This window comes from Mycobacterium sp. TH-M11 (assembly GCF_057473725.1).
On record NZ_JBYCLD010000078.1, the window covers coordinates 1 to 20,070 of the forward strand.

Annotated in this window: 19 protein-coding genes; 7 read left to right on the plus strand and 12 right to left on the minus strand. The window is 65.1% G+C overall.

Annotated features, from left to right (window positions below):
- Nucleotides 1–696, plus strand: a 696-nt coding sequence (locus tag AC2VOG_RS03200; RefSeq protein ID WP_486938469.1) for an NAD-binding protein, incomplete at its 5' end; no start/stop codon positions are given.
- Between the two features lie 4 nt (nt 697–700).
- Here AC2VOG_RS03200 and AC2VOG_RS03205 read toward each other — a convergent pair.
- From AC2VOG_RS03205 to AC2VOG_RS03235, 7 genes are all read right to left on the minus strand, one after another.
- Complete coding sequence (locus AC2VOG_RS03205; protein WP_486938470.1) at nt 701–868, minus strand: hypothetical protein; 168 nt, start codon at nt 866–868, stop codon at nt 701–703.
- 109 nt (nt 869–977) lie between these two features.
- Nucleotides 978–2,414, minus strand: a complete 1,437-nt coding sequence (gene glnA / locus AC2VOG_RS03210) for a type I glutamate--ammonia ligase (protein ID WP_486938471.1) — start codon at nt 2,412–2,414, stop codon at nt 978–980.
- A 132-nt stretch (nt 2,415–2,546) separates the two neighbouring features.
- Nucleotides 2,547–2,795: a hypothetical protein gene (locus AC2VOG_RS03215; protein WP_486938472.1), complete on the minus strand. Its 249-nt coding sequence runs from the start codon at nt 2,793–2,795 to the stop codon at nt 2,547–2,549.
- 59 nt (nt 2,796–2,854) lie between these two features.
- Nucleotides 2,855–4,294, minus strand: a complete 1,440-nt coding sequence (locus AC2VOG_RS03220; RefSeq protein WP_486938473.1) for an amidohydrolase family protein — start codon at nt 4,292–4,294, stop codon at nt 2,855–2,857.
- 28 nt (nt 4,295–4,322) lie between these two features.
- The gene (locus AC2VOG_RS03225) at nt 4,323–5,027 is read right to left on the minus strand and encodes a VldE C-terminal domain-containing protein (RefSeq protein WP_486938475.1); all 705 of its coding nucleotides are present in this window, start codon (nt 5,025–5,027) and stop codon (nt 4,323–4,325) included.
- Between the two features lie 60 nt (nt 5,028–5,087).
- A complete protein-coding gene (locus tag AC2VOG_RS03230; protein WP_486938476.1) occupies nt 5,088–5,480 on the minus strand; it encodes a hypothetical protein in 393 nt (130 codons plus the stop codon).
- Between the two features lie 97 nt (nt 5,481–5,577).
- Nucleotides 5,578–6,087 carry a hypothetical protein gene (locus AC2VOG_RS03235; protein ID WP_486938477.1) on the minus strand — a complete coding sequence of 170 codons (510 nt, stop codon included), beginning with the start codon at nt 6,085–6,087 and terminating at the stop codon, nt 5,578–5,580.
- A gap of 102 nt (nt 6,088–6,189) precedes the next feature.
- Here AC2VOG_RS03235 and AC2VOG_RS03240 point away from each other — a divergent pair, with 102 nt between their 5' ends.
- Both AC2VOG_RS03240 and AC2VOG_RS03245 read left to right on the plus strand, forming a co-directional pair.
- Entirely contained in the window at nt 6,190–7,920 is a 1,731-nt protein-coding gene (locus AC2VOG_RS03240) for an acyl-CoA dehydrogenase family protein (RefSeq protein ID WP_486938478.1), read from the plus strand.
- Between the two features lie 113 nt (nt 7,921–8,033).
- Entirely contained in the window at nt 8,034–8,933 is a 900-nt protein-coding gene (locus AC2VOG_RS03245) for an NAD-dependent epimerase/dehydratase family protein (protein ID WP_486938479.1), read from the plus strand.
- On the opposite strand, the gene aceA is transcribed toward AC2VOG_RS03245, so the two are convergent.
- The gene (gene aceA, locus AC2VOG_RS03250; RefSeq protein ID WP_486938480.1) at nt 8,930–11,242 is read right to left on the minus strand and encodes an isocitrate lyase ICL2; all 2,313 of its coding nucleotides are present in this window, start codon (nt 11,240–11,242) and stop codon (nt 8,930–8,932) included. The two genes, AC2VOG_RS03245 and aceA, sit on opposite strands and share 4 nt — an antisense overlap.
- A 266-nt stretch (nt 11,243–11,508) precedes the next feature.
- Here aceA and AC2VOG_RS03255 point away from each other — a divergent pair, with 266 nt between their 5' ends.
- Nucleotides 11,509–12,459, plus strand: a complete 951-nt coding sequence (locus tag AC2VOG_RS03255; protein ID WP_486938481.1) for an alpha/beta fold hydrolase — start codon at nt 11,509–11,511, stop codon at nt 12,457–12,459.
- Between the two features lie 41 nt (nt 12,460–12,500).
- Here AC2VOG_RS03255 and AC2VOG_RS03260 read toward each other — a convergent pair whose 3' ends face one another.
- Nucleotides 12,501–13,847, minus strand: a complete 1,347-nt coding sequence (locus tag AC2VOG_RS03260; RefSeq protein WP_486938482.1) for a flavin monoamine oxidase family protein — start codon at nt 13,845–13,847, stop codon at nt 12,501–12,503.
- Nucleotides 13,848–13,890: 43 nt separating this feature from the next.
- On the opposite strand from AC2VOG_RS03260, the gene AC2VOG_RS03265 reads away from it, so the two are divergent.
- Nucleotides 13,891–14,889 (plus strand): TIGR03617 family F420-dependent LLM class oxidoreductase, encoded by a 999-nt coding sequence (locus tag AC2VOG_RS03265; protein WP_486938483.1) that lies wholly within the window; start codon nt 13,891–13,893, stop codon nt 14,887–14,889.
- Here the strand turns inward: AC2VOG_RS03265 and AC2VOG_RS03270 are convergent.
- Complete coding sequence (locus tag AC2VOG_RS03270; protein WP_486938484.1) at nt 14,886–16,010, minus strand: Rv3169 family protein; 1,125 nt, start codon at nt 16,008–16,010, stop codon at nt 14,886–14,888. The two genes, AC2VOG_RS03265 and AC2VOG_RS03270, sit on opposite strands and share 4 nt — an antisense overlap.
- Nucleotides 16,010–17,146 (minus strand): phosphotransferase family protein, encoded by a 1,137-nt coding sequence (locus tag AC2VOG_RS03275; protein ID WP_486938485.1) that lies wholly within the window; start codon nt 17,144–17,146, stop codon nt 16,010–16,012. The genes AC2VOG_RS03270 and AC2VOG_RS03275 overlap by 1 nt, the downstream gene beginning before the upstream one ends.
- Before the next feature lie 45 nt (nt 17,147–17,191).
- Here AC2VOG_RS03275 and AC2VOG_RS03280 point away from each other — a divergent pair, with 45 nt between their 5' ends.
- Both AC2VOG_RS03280 and AC2VOG_RS03285 read left to right on the plus strand, forming a co-directional pair.
- The gene (locus AC2VOG_RS03280) at nt 17,192–17,812 is read left to right on the plus strand and encodes a TetR/AcrR family transcriptional regulator (RefSeq protein ID WP_486938486.1); all 621 of its coding nucleotides are present in this window, start codon (nt 17,192–17,194) and stop codon (nt 17,810–17,812) included.
- A complete protein-coding gene (locus AC2VOG_RS03285) occupies nt 17,809–18,678 on the plus strand; it encodes an SDR family NAD(P)-dependent oxidoreductase (protein WP_486938487.1) in 870 nt (289 codons plus the stop codon). The genes AC2VOG_RS03280 and AC2VOG_RS03285 overlap by 4 nt, the downstream gene beginning before the upstream one ends.
- On the opposite strand, the gene AC2VOG_RS03290 is transcribed toward AC2VOG_RS03285, so the two are convergent.
- On the minus strand, nt 18,675–20,027 hold the full coding sequence (locus AC2VOG_RS03290; protein WP_486938488.1) for a 13E12 repeat family protein: 1,353 nt from the start codon (nt 20,025–20,027) through the stop codon (nt 18,675–18,677). The two genes, AC2VOG_RS03285 and AC2VOG_RS03290, sit on opposite strands and share 4 nt — an antisense overlap.
- Nucleotides 20,028–20,070: the final 43 nt, after the last annotated feature.

Genomic DNA, 20,070 nt, shown 5'->3' on the forward strand with positions numbered 1-20,070 from the left:
ATCGAGCGTGACGAGAACAACCGGTTTCTGTCCACTCTGGCCGAACTCGACGTGCCGGTGATCTTCGGCGACCCCACGATGCGCCCGACGCTGGAAGCCGCGCGGGTCGATCATTGCCGAGGCGTGGCGGTGATGACTGAAGACGACATGGACAACATTCGGACCGGTATTGTGCTGCTGGAAATCATGGGTGCCGACACGCGCCAGCCGATCGTGCTGCGTGTGCAGGGCCGGGCGCTCAGCGCGGCGGTCAGCCAGCAGTTCGGTTTCGAAAACGTGCGTTCCATCGTGGATTTGGCGGCGCCGTGGTTCATTGGTGCCGCGATGGGGTTGCAGGTGCTGGGCACGTTCTGGGTCGGTCAGCGATCGTTCATGATCGGCGCGATGTTGGTCGCCGAAGGCAGCGAACTCGACGGTCTCCGCATGGTCGACATGTCGACGCAGACCCGAGTCATTGCGATCACTCGTCCGGAAGGGGCGGTGAGCCTTCGGCCCCGCCGCAACTCGCAATTGCGGGCCGACGACACCGTCTATCTGATCGGTCCGTATCGCGAACTGATCGCGACGCTCCGCAAGGGCCAACCGCCCCCGCTGACCGTGATCAGCGGTGAGAGCGCACTGGCGCTTGCGGCCGCACGTTCCACCATGCGGCCCGAGGTGCGACTGCCGCGGTGGGCCCCCGACCCGGTCGACTGACCGCTCAGGCCGCCTGTACGACAGTCACGCTGCGGAAGTGCTCCATGCCGTTCTCGTCGGTCAAATCCCGGACGACTTCGGCCAATTTGGTTCGCACATCGCTGGGCGACGAGTACTGCGTGGTCGCGCGCGCACCGTCGTCGAACTCGATAGTCACGAGGTAGTTTCTCACGGTGAGTCTCCTGATACTGACGGGGTTTTCCAACGCTAACCCAGAACAATCAGTGAGGCCCTCCTAAAATGCTGTGAAGCCGCTGTACATTCCGCCGACGATTGCCAGCTCACACGTCGTAGTAGAGCGCGAATTCATACGGCGTCGGCCGGAGGTTGTAGGGCGCAAGCTCGTAGTCGCGCTTGTAGCTGATCCAGGTGGCGATCAGATCAGGCGTGAAAACGCCGCCCTCGGTGAGGTATTCGTGGTCTTCCTCTAAGCGGTCGATCACCGCGGACAGTTGTGTCGGAGCCTGCGGGACGTCGCCGGCCTCCTCGGGCGGTAGTTCGTAGAGATCTTTGTCGATAGGGGGAGGCGGCTCGATCTTGTTCTTGATGCCGTCCAGGCCCGCCATCATCATGGCCGCGAACGAGAGATACGGGTTGCCCGATGCGTCGGGGCAGCGGAACTCCAGGCGCTTGGCTTTGGGGTTATTGCCGGTGATCGGGATTCGCACGCAGGCTGACCGATTGCGTTGGCTGTAAACCAAATTGATCGGTGCTTCGTAACCGGGGACCAAACGCTTGTACGAATTGACCGTCGGGTTGGTGAAGGCCAGCAGTGACGGCGCGTGGTAGAGCAGCCCGCCGATGTAGTGCCGCGCGACGTCGGACAAACCGGCGTACCCGTCCTTGTCGTAAAACAGCGGTACGCCGTCCTTCCACAGCGATTGGTGCGAATGCATGCCCGAGCCGTTGTCGCCGAACAGCGGCTTGGGCATGAATGTGACGGATTTGCCTGCCTGCCACGCGGTTTGCTTGACGATGTACTTGAACATTTGATGGTCGTCGGCCGCGTGCAGCAAAGTGTTGAATTTGTAGTTTATTTCAGACTGTCCGCCGCTGCCGACTTCGTGATGGCCTTTCTCCAGAAAGAACCCTGCGTTGGTGAGGTGGGTGAGCATCTCGTCGCGCAGATCGACGTAGTGGTCGGTGGGAGCGACCGGGAAGTAGCCGCCCCTGGGGCGGACCTTATAGCCCAGGTTGGGAGTTCCGTCGGCCTCTTTTTCCGCTCCGGTGTTCCACCACCCAGAAGCCGCATTCACCTTGTAAAAGGATTCATTGGTGTGCGAGTCGAAGCTGACCGAGTCGAAGATGTAGAACTCGGCCTCCGGGCCGAAATAGGCGGTGTCGGCGATACCGGAGCTGACCAGATAGTTCTCCGCTTTGCGGGCCACGTTGCGCGGATCGCGGGAGTACAACTCGAGCGTGAAGGGGTCGTGCACGGAGAAGTTCACGATCAGCGTTCGAGCCGTGCGGAAGGGATCGATGGTCGCCGTTTCCGGATCGGGCAGCAGCAGCATGTCCGATTCGTGGATCGACTGAAATCCGCGGATGGACGAGCCGTCGAATGCGAGCCCTTCCTCGAACACGGTCTCGTCGAAGGCATAGATCGGAATTGTGAAGTGCTGCATGGTGCCCGGCAGGTCGCAGAAGCGGACATCGACGTACTCGATCTGCTCGTCCTTAGCGAGTTTGAAGATGTCGTCGGGCGTCTTGTCGGACACGGAACCCCTTGCGCTTGGCCAGACCGCGCCGATGCGGCGTGCCACCATTCACGCACGCCGCGAGGCTTTTCGCATCCGGGGCGACTGCCCGCCCATGATCGGCGGGATGACACCCGCCGGAGGTCTCGCGGCTCAACCGCCGTAGGTGGGCCCTTGGACGCCGTTGGTCCAGGTCGTGCACTTGTTGCCGGTGCAGCAGGTTTCCTGTAACTGCGCGTCCTGCCCGAAGTGCGCGCTGACCTGGCTCTGGGTGTACTGACCGCCGGAGGCCTTGCACGAATCCTCGATGTCAGTCTGTGCGTGAACCAGAGGTGCGGCCAGGATCATCGCCGCAACCGGGATGCCGAACGCTGCCATCCGAATGGCTGGAAAAATCGTCAAGACCGGACGTTGCATGTTTCTCCCTCTGGGTTGGCGTTAGCTTACCGATCCCCAGCTGATCAGACCGCTGAGTGGGTCTCGGCGATGGATTCGATCGTCGTCGACAGCGTCTGCGGCGAGTAGTAGCGACCGGCCCGGATCACGCCTGCGACGTCGTGCAGGTTGGCCACGTCTTGCAGGGGATTCGCCCGCAGCAAGACGATGTCGGCCTCTTTGCCGGGGTCGACCGTGCCCATGGTGTCGCTCCGGCCCAGGAACTCGGCGGCGTTGATCGTGGTCATCTGGAGTATTCGCAGCGGGGTCAGCCCAGCCGTAGCCAACTGATCGAACTCCTGATGTAGCGCGAAGCCCGGTATTTCCCAACCGGCTCCGCTGGCGTCACTGCCGGCCAGCATCTTGACGCCCTCCTCATCGAAGATGCGCACCATGTTCAGCAACCGCCCATAGTGGCGGCGATACGTGGTGCGCATCGCTTCCGGGCGCGAGCCGTATTTCTCTGCCGCCTTGTGCCAACTCTTCAGCGTCGACGTGGACGCGAAACGGTTGTTCGGGTGATGGCGATAGGTCGGGTCGTCGCAGAACTGCTGCGTTCGGTTGCGAATCAGGGTCGGGCACTGCCACGTCTGGTCGGCGAAGAAAATCCTCGCCAGGTCGCGGGCTTTACCATCGTTGAAGGAATCACCGGCGTCGGCGATCATCTCGGCGTCGGCGGATCTGGCCATCAGCAGCGGATTGATCACCACTCTGGCCAGCATCCGCGCCGCCAGCGCGTCCATCAGCCGCGCGGCGAATGGCAGCCGCGGCATGCGGGGGAATTTCGGTGCCGGGCGGCCCGCGACCGCGCGCTCGATGGAGTCCTGATGATCGCAGCACGCCGCAACTATGCCTAGGCCGGGCCCGAGGTGTTCGATCGATCGCATCCTGCCGTCCGAGGCGGCCCGGATGTCGATTCCGACGGGCAGATGCCCGACCGTGGTCAGGCCCAACCTCGCGGCCTCGGCTTGAAGCGGAAAGAACACCTCCGGAGTCACCATGGCGACTTTGATGAAGTCGGCGCCGGCCTCTGCCTGCTGGCGAACCGATTGCAGCGCAACGTCTTTGCGACCCGCATTGAAGGGGATCAGGACTTCGCCCGGCGCCGACAGCAGCGCGGGGCCGTCGTCAGGGAGTCGTAGCCGGCCATTGCTGCGGTCGCCCAGCAGCGAGCGGGAGCCGTTCATCTGGCGAAATCCCGTGATGCCGCAGGCAAGCATCAAACGCAGGGCCGGCTCGGGGTCGATGCGACCTGACAGCGGATGGGCGTGCATGTCGCAGAACCCCGGCACCGCATAGGTTCCACCCGCGTCAACGACCGCGACCCGGTCGGGGTGGTTGACGAGGGCCGGTGCGACCGAGGTGATGGTGGCGCCGTCGATGATGATGTCGACGCCGCGACGGATGCTGCCGTCACGGACGTCGACCACGTTGGTGTTGTGCAGAATCGTGCGTTCGCCGGCCATCCCTCGATTGTGCCGATACGGCATGCGATCAGGCCGGTGGCTTGGGCGTCATCGACCCGATCGAGTACGCCTCGTGCCCAGTTGGATAACCGCCGCCGTCGGTGGCGATATGCACATGGTCGTAGTGATTGGCGGTTTCGTTGCCCATATTCGCGGTCCAGCTCGGCTTGCCGAGGCCGGGATAGATTTTCTGCCGCCAGATCACGTGGTCGACACCCCACCGTTTGGCATTGGCCAGCGCGTAACCGGCGATCTGGTCGCCGAGTTCGATGCCTTCGGCGGAGTTGTAGTTCGGGATCATCACGTCGATCGCCAACCCGCCGGGATGCCACTTCAGCGCGTCTTGGCGATATCCGCCGATCGTAGTGATCTGGGGAAACAGCAAACTGATCGCGCGCGCGGCCCAAATGGTCTTGACTTGCAGGCCCTTCTCGGGCGCGACGCCGGCCGGCAGCGCGAAAGTGAAACTCTGGGCCGCCGCGGGGGCATCAGCCGTCAGCGCCTTCAATTCGGCGGGACTGGCCAGCCGCAGGGGCGTCGCCTGCGGGGGTGGAGCCGGCGCCGGTTGCGTACGAGCTACCGGGCTGGCGCTGGGCGCCATCGGCTTTCGGTCGCAACACCGCGTCTCGGTGCTCTGGGCGTAGAACATGCCCGCGGCAATGGCGAGGGTCGCGCCAAATGCCAACCAGCGACCGCGCCCGCTGCTTGACCGGCCTGTGCTCACGACCAGCACATTAATGCCTGGTCAGGCGTTAGGGGGCGACTTCGCGCAGCTCGTGTCGCAACTGGTGGATCAGTAGATCACGGGGGAGAAGGCCGCCGAATTGCCCGTGCCCTGACAACTCACGTCGACGGCGTAGTGTCCGCCGAGCTGTTGAAAGATGATCGTGATCGGCGGGGACGGATTGGGGCCGGTGACCGTCGTCTGGCGATTGAAGGGGAGCGCGGGCGTGCCCTGGACTCCCACGGCGTGGTACTGGCAGACCTCAATTGCGCCGGGCGGGTTTCGGAGATCGACAACGGTGGCGAAGATGGCGCCGCCGCCCTGCCCGTAGGAGACCTGCATGCTGTTGTCGCTGTTGTAGAAGTAGTTCGGTTCGGTGGCGTGCGCGATCCCGGCGCTCGACAACGAGAGCAGCCCCAACGCGGCCGCAGCGGCCGCTGAAGTTTTCCGGATGGTGTTCATGGAGTGGCCTCACCTTCGTTGGACGAACGCCTGACGACAGATTAATAGTGCACCGAGACCGGCTTCATCCCCGCCTACGCGGCGTCGCGGCGATCAGTCAGCGCCTGCCGCCGCCGACTTCGGCGGGTAGCGGCGGCGGCAACGGCACCGTCGGCGCCTGCGCGGTCGAGGTCGGGGCCACTGCCGGCGCCTGCGCGGTCTTGGGACCGTGGTAGGAGGTCATCGGCTCACGCCGGATCACTCCGCCCGCGTCACTGACCACCAGCGCGCTCGACGTGACCGTGTAGGTGACGCCGTCCTGCTTGGCCACATAGCTGCCGTCGGGCTCCGCCGTGGCCGCGGCGACCAGTTTCGCGCCGTCGCTGATCCGTACGCCGTGGTAGCCGAACTGGCCGGCCGGACTCTTGCAGATCGCGACCCGCGAGTTCGCCGTGCTGCCGATGGCGACTGCCGTGTTGGGTGCGGTGCAGCGTGCCGAGGAGTCGACAAAGCCGAGCGCGTCGGTGGCCGGATCGGCAGCGGCATGAGGTGTGCCGATCGCGAGCAGTGCCCCGCAGGCCGCTGCGGCGACGGCGATGCGCCGGGCGCATGGCAGAGAGGAGGACATGGTTGTCAGGACAACACGGGTGACCACCAGCATCCCGTTCCCACGCCGCGTGATCGCCCAATCGTTAGCTTCCCGAGATCTGCGACGCTAGATTCGACGCCCATGGGACTGCTCTTTGATCCGAACACCTACGATCCGTCGCATTTCGACCCGGAGACCAAGCGCCAGCTGCGGGCGGTGATCGACTGGTTCGAGAGCCGCGGCAAGGTCAGGCTGCTCCGCGACGACCTCGAGGCGACGTGGGTGTCGGACTTCCTCGACTTCATCAAGCGGGAAAAGATCTTCGCCACCTTCCTCACCCCGTCGGAGTACGGCGGCGGCGATCCCAACAAGCGGTGGGACACCTCTCGCAATGCCGCACTGAGCGAGATCTTCGGGTTCTACGGGCTGTCGTATTGGTACGCCGAGCAGGTGACGATTCTGGGCCTCGGGCCGATCTGGCAGAGCGACAACATCAAGGCCAAAGAAAAGGCAGCCGCGCAACTCGAGGCCGGCGGCGTGATGGCGTTTGCGCTGTCCGAACGTGAACACGGCGCCGACATTTACAACACCGACTTGCTGCTCACCCCCGCCAAAGCGGACGACGATGAAGGTGTCGTGTTCCGCGCGTCGGGGGAGAAGTACTACATCGGCAACGGCAACGTCGCGGGCATGGTGTCGGTGTTCTCGCGCCGCACCGACGTCGACGGTGCGGACGGCTACGTCTGGTTCGTCGCCGACAGCGGACACCAAGATTACGAACTGATCGGCAACGTCGTGCACGGGCAGATGTTTGTCAGCAACTTTCGGCTCAACGACTATCCGGTGCACGAAGAGGACATCTTGTGCACCGGGCCGGAGGCCTTCTCGGCCGCGCTCAATACCGTCAACGTCGGCAAATTCAACTTGTGCTCGGGGTCAATCGGCATGTGCGAGCACGCTTTCTACGAGGCGATCACTCATGCCAACAACCGCATCCTGTATGGCAACCCGGTCACCGACTTCCCGCACGTGCGGGCCAGTTTCGTCGAGGCTTACTCGCGGATCGTCGCGATGAAGCTTTTCAGCGATCGCGCCGTCGACTACTTCCGCAGCGCCAGCCTCGAGGATCGTCGCTATCTGTTGTTCAACCCGGTCACCAAATCCAAGGTCACCTCCGAAGGTGAAGCCGTGGTCACGTTGTTGTGGGATGTGCTGGCTGCCAAGGGATTCGAGAAGAACACCTACTTCTCCGAAGTGGCCCGGCTGATCGGTGCGCTGCCGCGACTCGAAGGCACCGTGCACGTCAACGTCGCGCAGATCCTGAAGTTCATGCCCAACTACATGCTCAACCCCGCCGAGTACCCCGAGATCGGTACCCGCAACGATCCGGCCGACGACACTTTCTTCTGGTCTCAGGGACCGGCGCGCGGCGCGTCGAAGGTGCAATTCGCCGACTGGACAATGGTTTACGAGCAGCACGCCCAGATCCCGAACGTCGAGCTGTTCTATGAGCAGGCCCGCGCTCTCAAGGAGCTACTGCTGACCGCGGCGCCCGACCCTGAGCAGATGAAAGACCTCGACTTCCTGCTTGTCATCGGTCACCTGTTCACCCTGGTGGTGTACGGGCAGCTGATCCTGGAGCAAGCGGAACTCATCGGGCTCGGCGCCGACCTGGTGGATCAGATCTTCGAGGTCCAGATCCGCGACTTCTCGCAGTACGCCGTCGCTCTGCACGGCAAGGCGAGTGCCACCCCGACACAGCAGGATTGGGCGCTGTCCGCGGTGCGTAGGCCCGTGACCAAATCCGACCGCTTCGATCGGGTGTGGGAGCAGGTTCGGGCCTACGACGGAGCCTATGAGATGCGGCCCTAGCCGACGCGGAGAAGCGCGTCAAGCTCACGGTAATCCGACCGGTGTAGTCCGCTTGTTCCCACCCAGCGGGATGTCCGCGCCGGCAAGGCCGACGGCGTGCCTAGGATCGGCCAATGCGTGACGCGAAAATCCTGATCACCGGTCCGACCGGACAAGTTGCCGTTCCCGTAGCCAAGGCTCTTGCGGCCGACAATGAGGTGTGGGGCATCGCCCGCTTCACCAACGCCGCCGCCCGCGAGGAACTGGAAAAAGCGGGCGTCCGCTGCGAAACGGTCAACCTGGCCGCCGGCGAGTTCGATTTTTTGCCAACCGATTTCGACTACGTGCTCAATCTGGCGGTTGCCAAGAGCGGCGACTGGGACAAAGATCTGGGCGCCAACGCGGAGTCGGTCGGCCTGCTGATGGCGCACTGCCGCACCGCGAAAGCGTTCCTGCACTGCTCGTCGGCTGCCGTCTACGACCCACCGGACGACGAGCCGCGCACCGAGCGCGCTGCTCTGGGCGACAACCACAAGCCGTTGTTTCCGACGTATTCGATCTCCAAAATTGCCGGCGAAGTCGTGGCCCGGACCATGGCGCGCGTTCTGCAGATTCCGACGGTCATCGCCCGGCTGAACGTTCCTTACGGCGACAACGGCGGATGGCCGTTCTACCACATGGAGATGATGCTGGCCGGAATCCCGATCCCGGTGCCCGCCGGAGACCCGGCCAGCTACAACCCCATTCACGAACACGACATCATTGCGACAATTCCCAAGCTGCTCGAGGCCGCGTCGGTGCCGGCGATCACGGTCAACTGGTGCGGCGACCAGACCGTCAGCTTGCAGGATTGGTGTCGCTACCTCGGTTCGCTGATCGGCAAGGACCCCGTGTTCGAGGTCAGCCCACAAGCGTTGCGTGGCAACCCCACCGATGTGTCACGCCTGCACGAACTGGTCGGCGCCAGCACCGTGGACTGGCAGGACGGACTTCGCCGCATGGCGGCGAAGTTCCATCCCGACCTGGTCGGCTAATCCTGTTTGGCGATCAGCTTTTTCAGCGCTTCGCGATCGGGCGCCAGCAACTCGTCGATGCGGGCCTGGTTGACATCGGCGACGATGATCTCCCCGACTTCCTGGTAGACGTTGCTGAAGATGCCGTGGGACTTCATCTTCTCGGTTTGGTAGATGTTGTCCTCGGTCGGTGTCACGTAGTACACGATCTCGGGCTTGAACCGGTGGATCAGCCACAGGTGGATGACATCCATCAGCCGCTTCTGGCGCATCTTCTCGGCGAACGTGTTCTGGTCGCGGACCGTGAGGATGTTGCGTCCGTGCCGGTCCTTGATCGGGTCGACGACAACATTGGCCACCGGTTCGTCTGCGTCGTTGCCGTAGATGCCCAGGTCAAGGACATCAGAGCCGGCGCGCCGGGGGCGTAGCCGCACCGATAGCGTCTCGCCGATCTGGTAATGGTCGCCCCACAGCGCCAGCCACTCCTCCAGCAGCTTCTTCGGCACCTCGGTCTGCACCAGGTGCTGATGCTGGGTGGATCCCTCACCCATCGACTTGGTGGTCGCCGTGCGACCGGACGAGGCGGCCAGCGCGGCGTCGCTGCGGGGACCGCCGACCAGTGTTTGCGGTGTGCGGTAGGGCGATTCGACCAGCCGCATCTTTCGCTGCAGGCGAGCTAGCGCGAGCATGCCCTCTTGGCGCAACGACGTGGCGAACTCTTCAGAAGCCACCCCGTCGATCTGGTGGCCGCCGTAGGTGATGAAGTTGAAGACGAAGCCCATCTTGCCGAGTTCTGCAGGGAAAGCTCGCATCTCGTCGTCGGTCATACCGGTGGTGTCCCAGTTGAACGACGGCGAGAGGTTATACGCCAGCATCTGGTCGGGGTACACGGCATGGATCGCGTCTGCGAATTCGCGGGCGTCAACCAGGTCCGCCGTCTTGGTCTCCATCCAGAGCAGGTCGGCAAATGGGGCCGCCGCAAGCGATTTGGCGATCGCATACGGAATGCCGCCGCGAATCTGGTAGTAGCCCTCCGGTGTTTTGGCCAACTCGCAGTCCCACGCGACGTTGACACCCAACTCCTTGGCCTTCTGCTGGGCGGTGTAGAGCGGCGCGCGCTGGGCGAACTTACGCCACTCATCGGCGCTCATCTCCTTGGAATCGCCTTCGCTCTCCGAGAATTCGAGCAGTTCTGCGACCGCCTCGCCGTAGGTCAGCAATCCGGCGTCGAGTTGCCACGCGTCGACGAACTTCGACTCGATCTCATCGAACACGGCGTCGACAGATTCCTGCGCGTGGTCGGGCGACGCGGCCGCCTTCGTGATGAGCTCCACGATGCCATTGCGTTCCAGCCACGAGTCGGCGGCGGCGTATTCGCCTTCGGGAAGCGCGTAGAGCAGGTGGCCGTTGAGTTCTTTGAACCCGGACTCGTAGAAGCGGCGGACCATCGCCAGGAAACAGGACTTGTACGACGGGATCTTCAGGTTCGTGGTGCCCAGCAGGAACGGCTGGTCGCGCTCGTCGGCGCGGCTGTCGAGCAGGTTGGCCGCCTCGGCGTCGGTGCGGGCCACGATGATGCCGGGCACCCGCATGATGTCGAGCTGGAAGCGGGCAGTGTTGAGGCGCTTGATCTGCTCATCCGACGGCACTAGAACCTTGCCGCCCTGGTGCCCACACTTCTTGGTTCCGGGCCGCTGGTCTTCGATGTGATATCCGGGCACACCGGCCTCGACGAATCGTTTGACCAGGTTGCGCACATGCGGGTCGCCGCCGTGGCCGGTATCGGCGTCGGCGATGATAAACGGCCGGTAGTCGACCGCGGGCGTCCTCTTCCGCTGTTCCTCGCTCATCCGCAGGCGCAGATACTGCTGGTTGCGGTCGGCGGTCAGCAGCGCGCGGACCAAGCCGGCAGCTTCGTCGGGCACCTGCGACAGCGGGTAGCTGGCCAGGTCGGGGCCGGGGTCCTCGCTGATAGAACCCTTTGCCGAGGTGGCCCAGCCGCCGAGGTAGATGCCTTCGATGCCCATCCGCTTCATGGCCACGGCCTGCCCGGGCGAATACGGGCCGAAGGTGGTGATGCTCTTTTTTTGGGTAAACAGTTCGCGCAGCCGCGGATAGAAGGCCTCGGCGGCCTCCCGCGCGACGATGTAGTCCGACGGAATGGTGCCGCGCTGCTCGACGACTTGGCGCGCGGAGTAGAGGCGGGTGATTCCGTCGAAGCGAGGGCTGTCGAAATAAGCCTGGGTTGCGGCTACGTCGCTGTCGAACGTCCGCTGCGACTCCTGCGCGGACGGGGTCTGCGCCGCTGTATCCGCTTCGATGGTGCTCATGTTTTCTCCGCTCTGTGATTCGACGTCGTCCCGATTGAGCCCGTTGGTGAGAGTCTATGGCGGTCGTACACCGCGACGTTTCAAAATCGAATCTCTGTTGCGCTCGGCAGCAGCCGGCACACCGCCGACGAGGTGCGGCTGAACTACAGGGTTCATCCGTGCTGCACCGGAAAAATGTCGGCACAGTCAAATTTGACCGACATCGGACAGCCCGCTCCGATAGGCTCACCTCGCGCGGCAACGTGGCCGCACGTGAGGGGAGTGCAATGAGGTCTTCGCGGATGGCGGCCACGCCGCATTCCCTGACTGCGGCGTTGCCGCCGAGTCGCACCGTGCAGGTTCGCTCGGCAGACGGAACGCGGCTGCACACTGAGGTATTCGGTCCCGAAGGCGGCTATCCGATCGTTCTCGCGCACGGCATCACCTGCGCGATTCGGGCGTGGGCCTACCAGATCGCGGACCTGGCCAACGATTACCGGGTGATCGCGTTCGACCATCGAGGTCATGGTCGGAGCGGGCTTCCGCGCCGCGGCAACTACAGCCTCAGCCACCTGGCCGCCGACGTCGACGCGGTGCTCGATGCCACATTGGCGCCGGGGGAGCGCGCCGTTCTCGCCGGACATTCCATGGGCGGCATGGCAATTGCCGCCTGGTCAGACCACTACCGGCACAAAGTTGCGGCCCGGGCGGACGCGGTCGCGCTGATCAACACCACGACCGGTGACTTGCTGCGTGAGGTGCGACTGCTGCCGGTGCCGCCGCCGTTTGCTGCGGCGCGGATTTTGGGCGGGCGCGCGCTGATCAGCATTTTCGGTTCGCTCACGGTTCCCCCCGGCGTGCAGCGGGCCAGTCGGGAGATGGTGTCGATGCTCGCGGTCGGTGCCGACGCAGACCGCGCGGTCGCATCGCTGATCTTCGAATTGTTCAGGGCCACGTCGCCGGCCGGCCGGGGTGGCTGCGGCAAGGCGCTTGTGGAGGCGATGGGGCGCCGCCACATCGACCTGACCGGTTTGACCGTGCCGACGCTGGTCATCGGTAGTCAACGCGACCGGTTGACACCGCTGGTTCAGTCTCGCCGGATCGCCGCCGCGGCACCGGACCTGGTGGGCCTGGTCGAGTTGCCTGGTGGCCACTGCTCGATGCTGGAACGGCCGCTCGAGGTCAACCGGGAACTGCGCGGGCTGGCCGACTCAATGCGGCTGCGGCGCGCCCAGTAGGTCACGCGCCCGGTAGGCAATGTGCCCGGTAGGCAATGTGCTCAGAGGCGGGCAGCAACCTCGGCGGCGGCTCGCCGGCCAGAACGCACCGCTCCATCGAGGAAGCCGGTCCATTCGTCGGCGGTCTCGGTGCCGGCCCAGTGGATGGGTCCGACCGGGCGCCGCAGCATCGGTCCGAAGCGTGTCCACGAACCTGGCGGTACTGCGGCCGTCGGGCCGCCAGGTGCGAATTCTTCAGCACCCCAACGGTGTTCGACATAGTCGATCGGCGTGCGGGCCTCGTCTCCGAAGATCGCCGCGAAGCACTCCAGCGCGTGCTCGCGTCGTCGGTCGCTCGGCAGCGCATCGAAGCTGCGGGAGTCGACGAAACCCAGCAGAATCCCGGGACCGTCGGGTGCGGGGCTGACGTCGAAAGTGATGAACACCGGGCCGGTGTCGGACAGCGATTCGCCGGAAAAGCCCTTCGCGCGCCAGAACGGGGAGGGGTAGGCGGCGTAGGCCTTGCTGAGCCGGCCCAGCGGCCAATGCGTCGGTAACTGTCGGTGCTCGGCGGGCAGTGCCGGTTGGAATTCGATGACGTTCCAATGCTCGGGCGGAACGGCGACGATGACGAACTTCGCATCAGCGCAGCCTTTTTCGCTGGTCACTGCCACCCCGTCGGCGTGGCAGTCGATGCGTTGTACAGCAGCGTGCAGCACGACGCGATTACCGAGTTCGGCCGCCGCGGCGTCGGCGATGTGCTGGGTGCCGGCCGGGAACCGGTCCTGCTGGGCGCCATTTTCGACGTCGAGCATCCGGTCCAGGCCACCGGCGGCCCGGGCGTAGCGGGCCGCGTGCAGCATCGACACGTCGTCGGGCTCGCAGCCCCATGTCACCCGCGCCATGATCGCCAGCAGGTCACGCGTGGTGGCACCGGCCCGCACCGACCGCAACCACTGACCCAACGACTGGCTGTCCAACGTGGCGGCGCGCCGGGCGCTCCACGGCTCGGCCAGCGACACGCTCTTCGAGATGCGTTCGAATTGCCAACGCACGCGGCCGAGATCGAGGAGGCCGGCCAGCGACAACCGCGGGATGGTGCCGCGATAGGACCGCACCGCGCCGCGCCACCGGATCAGGTTCGCGCCGTTGTGGTACGTCGGAACGGTCGCAATGCCCAGGTCTGCGGCCAATTCGAGCACGGCGTCTTGGGTGGGCCCCACAAAAGTGCCGCCCATGTCCACCGGGATCCCGGCGATCTGACCGGTGTAGGACCGCCCGCCGACGCGGCCGCGGCCCTCCAGCACCAGCACCTTGTGGCCGAGTCGGGCCAGTTCGCGGGCGGCGGTGAGCCCGGCAAAACCGGCGCCCACGACGACGACGTCTGCGGTCCAGGTGACATCGGGCATGCCCTTCAGTCAACCCCATCGTTGCTGCGTAATGTCAGGCCTGGTGAAAGTCTTCGCAGCTTTATACGGCCTGGCCGACGCGGCAGAGCGCGCACGGGAGCTTCGCGACGCCGGTGCCGCGGGCGTCGCCACCTTCGAAGGCCCGCATGACGTCTTCGCGCCGTTGACGCTGGCCGCGACTGTGTCGGGCCTGAACTTGATGACCAACGTGGCGATTGCGTTTCCGCGCAACCCGATCCACCTGGCCCACCAGGCCAACGACCATCAGTTGCTGAGCTCCGGCCGGTTCACACTCGGGCTGGGCACGCAGATCCGCGCGCAGATCGAGAAGCGGTTCGGGGCCGAATTCGACCAACCGGTGGCCCGGATGACCGAACTCATCGCGGCGCTGCGGGCGATCTTCGCGGCGTGGAACTCCGGGCAGCGGTTGGACTTCCGCGGCGACTATTACCGCCACACTCTGATGACGCCGACCTTCAATCCCGGGCCGAACCCTTTCGGCCCGCCACCGATCTACGTCGGCGCACTCGGTCCGCGATTGACCCGGGCGGTAGCGCAGCACGCCGACGGCCTGTTGGTGATGCCGTTCGGCTCCAAGCGATTCCTGCATGAACACACCATGCCTGTCGTGCGTGACGCGCTGGCAGCGTCGCACCGGCAGGCCGCCGACCTGACCGTGCTGCCCGAGATCATCGTCTCGTCTGGTGACACCGACGCCGAAATCGAAGCAGCGCACGCGCGGACGCGGGCGCTGCTGGGGTTCTACGGATCGACGCCGGCGTATCGGCCGGTGCTGGCCGCCCACGGCTGGCAGGATTTGCAGCCCGAACTGAACACGCTGTCCAAGCAGGGCCGGTGGACGGAGATGGGCGGTCTCATCGACGACGAGATGCTGCACACCATCGCCGCCTGCGGTACACCCGCCGACGTCGCCCGGCACATCCGGGACCGCGTCAAGGGGGTCTCCGACACCGTCTGCCTCTACCAGGCGGCACCGATAGGGTTGCAGACCCTGTCGGCGATCATCGACGAATTACGTTAAGGCGCAACCGTCAACCAGTCTTTGAATCCTGACGGGTCGTGCCGCCCGAGCGCGCCGTGTTCGTAGAGGCCCCAGCCCTCGACCGGTTCGCCGTCGCCGTCGCGGCACACGGCGCGCCCGACATGGTCGATGACGCCGAAGCCTGACCGACCGATGATCGCCGGGTCGGTCATGTCATAGGTCAGCCGTTCGGTGAACTTCTCGCCTTTCCAGATGCCATGCAGCCAATCGGAGTCGCCGCCGTATCCGCCGCCGACGTGAATCGGCACCGGCAGTTTGGACTCGACGTCGAAATGAACCGGCGTGCCGTCGGGCCTGGTCGCGTCGATCGTCGCGCCGGTCGGAATACGCGTGCCGGACCTGTAGTGAATCTTGACCCGCGGCCAGCCGAGTTGTTCGACGCGTCCGTCGCGCCAGATCCGCGTGCAGTCATTGAGCGAACGGAACCCGTCGGGCGCCTCCTGGATGATCAGCACGATCGCGAAGTCCTCGAAGGCGATTGGCACGTACAGCCACCACATGCCTTCGAACGGCGGGTCGGCGGGCCGTCCCGCCGGCTCGGGCTCGCCGATCGGCCGGATGCCCCAGGATCGGTCGCGGCTGCCGATCCAGGTGGCCGGGTCAACAGCAATCTCTTTGCCGTCCAACATGATACGGCCACTCCAGCTGCCGAGTTGGGCGAAGCGCTGCGCGTCGAGTGTGACCCGATTGCCGGAGCGCATCAGGTGCGGTTGCTCCTGGACGACGTCGAACAAGCCTTCCCAGGTGAGATCGGCTGCGATGCCTTCGGTTTCATCGAGAACGATCCGCAGCTTGTGCAGCGGATCGATGACCTCGACGCGGTAACCGTTGACGTGCTGGTTGAGCCGGTCGGAGTCGATGGCATCGGACAGGTGCACCGCGGTCTGGGTGTCGCCGCGGCGGATGAGCAGGAACGCGTCCTTCACTCCGAGGTTGGGGTAGTAGCCGATGCCGCTGATGACGAAAATGTCTCCGGTGCGGTCGTGGGCGTTGAAGTAGGAGCGATCGTAGAAGTTGCGGTCCGACGAACCCGGCCACGCGATGGGCTGGGGGACTTGGTGAACCGGGAACTCGTCGAGCGGTCCGAGTGAATGGGGCATTACTGATCCTCTCCGATGAGACGTCTCATCAGTCCGGAGTGGTAGAACAGCGACTCGACGTTGTCGGGCTTTTCGGTCTCGCCGAAGTGCACCCGTCGCGCGCCGGTGCGCATGAAGACGCAGGCCCACATCACCCCGGAGTAGACGTAAAACCAGTGCAGATCGCCGATTTCGACACCGGTGCGGCGCTGGTAGGTGGCGCGGACGTCGTCTTCGCGCATCACCCCGGGCAGGCCGTCCAAGCTCGCGAGGCCAGCGAGCTCTTGAAAAACCATGTGCGCGTATATCATCCACGCGACATCGAGCTCTCGGGGACCCAGCGTCACCATCTCCCAGTCCAGCACCGCCACCGGTTTGAAGTCGCGGTAGAGCACGTTGCCCACTCGGGCATCGCCCCACAGCAGCACGGGTTCGGCGGCGTCGGCTTGGCTGGGCCAGTTGTCCTCCAGCCAGTTGAATGTGCGCTCCAGCAAAGCTGATCGGCCGATGTCGGGCACCGCGAAGTCGTACCAGGACCGGACCCAGTTGACGTGTTTGCGCAGGGCGGTGTCGCCAGTCTGTCCATCAGCCAGGAAGCCAAAAGTACTCTCGGCATCTGGAATTGAATGTAACGATGCCAGCACCGAGACCGTCGCGTCCTGCAGTTCACGCTGGCGCTCGGCGGGGGCGTCGGCGAACCAGTTGCCGCCGAAGGTGTAGGGCATGACGTCCGGCGGCACCTCGCCGTCAACGTAGTCCATTACAAAGAACGGCGTGCCGAGTACCTCGCCCGTCTTTTCCAGCCAGCGCACTCGGGGCACGGGGACGTCGGTCAGCTCGCCGACCGTGCGGATCACCTCGTATTGGTGGTCAAGCCGATACGTCGGGAACACCTGGACATCCTCGGCGGAGGGCGCCACTCGGGCCACCAGCTTCTGGCTGACCGGCGTGCCGTCCTGATCCCAACATGCGGTCACGATGATCGTCTCCGACGACATGCCGGTGGAGTCGATACCGCTCTCCACGGTGATCTCCGGCGCAGCGCCGCCCGGGAGCACCGTCGACAACCACCGCGACATCACCGCGGGCAGCGTCGTAACGTCGCGGCTGGACCGCTGGAGCTTGTCGACCTGATCGAGGACAGGTTCGTGTGGCACGGAGCGCCTCCTTCGTGAGGCAATTACGATACGGTGGGTAGCGTTATGAAAGCAGACCCATCCGCGGTTGACAAGGCCGCGGGCGCCGGGCGGCCGCGGGACCCGCGTATCGACGCTGCGATATTGACGGCGACCGCGGATCTGCTTGTGCAAATAGGCTATTCGAATCTGACCTTGGCCGCGGTCGCGGAGCGCGCCGGCACGACGAAGACGGCGCTGTATCGCCGGTGGTCGAGCAAGGCCGAGTTGGTGCACGAGGCGGCGTTCCCGGTGGCGCCGACGGCGCTGGTGGGTCCAACCCGGGGGATGGCCGCTGAACTGCGGGCGATGATCGCGGCGGCGCGCGACGTCTTCACCACTCCGGTGGTCCGTGCCGCGCTGCCCGGTCTGATCGCCGATATGAGCGCCGACCCCGAGTTGAACGCCCGGGTGATGTCGCGGTTCGCGGGTCTGTTCACCGCAGTACGGACGCGACTGAGCGAGGCGGTCGACCGGGGTGAGGTGCATTCAGACGTCGACCCGGATCGGTTGATCGAGTTGATCGGCGGGTCGACGTTGTTGCGAATGCTGCTGAGTCCCGACGGACCGCTCGACGACTCATGGGTGGACCAGACGGCCGCAATTCTCGTGCACGGCGTCACCCGCGATGTAGGGTCGGGCCGGTGACGGGACGACTCGATGGCCGCGCCGCGATCGTCACTGGCGCCAGTCGCGGGCTCGGCCGCGAGATCGCACTGGCGCTGGCTGCCGACGGCGCAGCGGTCGCGGTGGTTGGCCGCACCGAAAACGTTTGGGACGAAAGGCTTCCCGGCACAATCGGGGAGACCGTCGCTGAGGTTGAGGCGGCCGGTGGGCGCGCGGTTGCGATCCGCGCAGACCTGCTCGACCGCGACGACATCGCCCGGCTGGTCGACCAGGCCCGAGATGCTTTGGGTCCTATCACGATTCTGATCAACAATGCTGCGTTCACGGCGCCGGGACGCCCGCCCCGACCCGGCGACGACGCACGTCCCAAAGCGGCGAAGACGACCTCGCGCGGGGTCAAGGCGGGCTTTCCGCCGGTGCTCGGCACACCGCTGGGCGCGTATCGCCGGCATTTCGAGATCGCGGTGTTCGCCGTTTACGAGCTGATCCAGCTGGTCTGCCCGGACATGATTGCCGCCGGCGTCGGATCGATCGTCAACATCAGCTCGGTGGCGTCACGGCTTCCGGGCGATGGGCCCTATCCCGATCGTGGTGCCGGGGTGTTGCCCGGTTACGGCGGGTCCAAGGCGGCGCTGGAGCACCTGACATCCTGCGCAGCCTACGATCTGGCGCCGCACAACATCGCGGTTAATGCGCTGTCGCCGTCCAAAGCGATTATGACGCCTGGTCTTTCGTACTACGCCCGCGAATTCGAGGAGGTTTCGACCGCGCAAGAATTCGCGCGTGCGGCCGCCGAGCTGTCACGGTTGAGTTCGACGGTGGTCACCGGGCGGACGATCGGGCACTTGCAGGTGTTGGACGGAAGTCTGCGCGCATTCGAGGCTTAAGCGGCCTCCTCGGGCGGGTCAGGATCGCCGCGGAGTAGCTCGTCGGGATGGTGAGCGTGATTGACTTCCGGCGGGCCGCTGCCGTCGGTCCAGCCCAGCCGGCCCTCCTTGGTGACAACCGTGCGGGCCTCGCCGCGGCTGACCATCGCATGATCCGGCCCGCACAAAAAGTAAAGCTCGTCCGCATCGGTGCGGGCCCCGCGGGCCCAGCCGTCCGGATGATGAACTTCGCAGCGATAGCCCGATTCGAGACAATTCGGGCGTGTGCAGCCGCGGTCGCGGGCGTAGCAAATAAGTCGCTGGTCGTGTGTGGCGAGGCGCTTCTGACGGCCCAGATACAGCGGCCGCTCGGTGTGGTCGTCGAATACAGCGAGGTAATGAATTGCGTCGGCGGCCATGCGGATGAGATCTCGCATCGGTAATCGCGACCCGCCACCGGTTCTCGCGGGCGCGGCATCAGCCGCATTGGTGAGTTCGGTCAGCGTCGTGGTGACGACGACAGTAACCGGGTGGCCGCGGTGCACACCGAGCCCGCCGGATTCGATCGCGGCACGGAGGCCGAGCTTGAGCGCATCGTGGCAGCGCTGTGCGGGGGTGCGGTCATCGCGTGCTTCGGAGTCTGCTTCAGGCTGGTGACGGCCTGGGCGCACCGCGGCTTCGATCGCCTCGAAGTACGCGCGGGCTTCGGGGTCGAGCAATCCGGACAGCCGCGACATCCCGTCGGGCCCTTGAGCGCCGAGGCGCACCCCACGGCGACGGGCGCGGTCCTCGTCGCTGAACAGACCGTCGGGATTGAGGTAATCGGCGATGCGCTCACCCAGCTTGGCGACGAGTCCCGCGTCGACGTTGGTTGCGTGCTTGACCAACGTGCGCTCCGCGGCCTCGACATCGACCGGTGATACGCATGCCGGCAGCACATCGATTGCGCGGCATACCGATCGAATGTGGTCGTCACCGACCTTTCCCAGCTCGACGGCGGTTGCCAAGTGCGGCAACTCGGGCCGCAGCGTCTCACCGGTCAACGAACGTCGCGGCCGGATCCGAGCGGCAAGCTTGAACCGGCGGGTGAGTTCATTGGGCGTGACCCGCAGTCGCCGCCACAACATCGATCGCATTTGCGCGATCGATGCGACCTCGTCTGGCGGCTCGGCGATCTCGGCGAAGATGCGGTACATCAAGCCGCGGTTGGTGCGCTGCTGCGTCTCCAGGCGTTCGGCTACGTCGACGCGAAACCTGTTGCCCGACAGGTCCGACGGCGTCGCGCGCAACAGGTCGTGGGCAGCGTCGATCGCATCGAGAGCGGTGTTGATCCGTTCCCGTGCCTCGTCGGCGCTGACCGCTGATCTCATGTCTTGAGGGTACGAATCGGCCCGACAAATCCGCCGAGGCCGG